We start from the raw sequence: 580 nt of genomic DNA on the forward strand, positions 1-580 counted from the left end.
AGAAGTGGGTAGCTTAACCTTCGGGGGGGCGCTCACCACTTTGTGGTTCATGACTGGGGTGAAGTCGTAACAAGGTAGCCCTAGGGGAACCTGGGGCTGGATCACCTCCTTACCTATACGACTAACTCGATGCTTTTGAGTGTTCACACAGATTGCTTGTTTATCTTCTCTTAGGAGAAGTCAGAGCTGAATGCGCCGCGAGCCGGTACGCATTGTTCTTTAACAATTTGGAAAGCTGATAGTATGTAATGTGATGATGTCTGTCGTCATGTTACTTACAAACCGATGTAAACGTGGAAACGTTTACATCATGAGTTCTCAAACACTTTATTAAGTGTCTTGAATATTCAAAAGTAAATTATTCTTAGTTGAATAGTTTACGTCTAAGGCGCGTCCACTTCTTTGGTCAGAAGTGAGACAAGTAAAACCAAGCTGGTCGCAATGCGACTCAGATGAGTGAAACTCATTTGGGTTGTATGGTTAAGCGACTAAGCGTATACGGTGGATGCCTTGGCAGTCAGAGGCGATGAAGGACGTAGTAACTTGCGAAAAGCGTTGGCGAGCTAGTAACAAGCATTTG

At 44.5% G+C, this 580-nt stretch carries 2 rRNA genes; both read left to right on the top strand.

What is annotated here, in order from left to right:
* Positions 1-112 (top strand): 16S ribosomal RNA (locus tag MO387_RS20810); the annotation flags it as partial.
* A gap of 366 nt (positions 113-478) precedes the next feature.
* A 23S ribosomal RNA gene (locus tag MO387_RS20815) occupies positions 479-580 on the top strand; the annotation flags it as partial.

This window comes from Shewanella sp. N2AIL (assembly GCF_022690845.1).
Lineage (GTDB): Bacteria > Pseudomonadota > Gammaproteobacteria > Enterobacterales > Shewanellaceae > Shewanella > Shewanella baltica.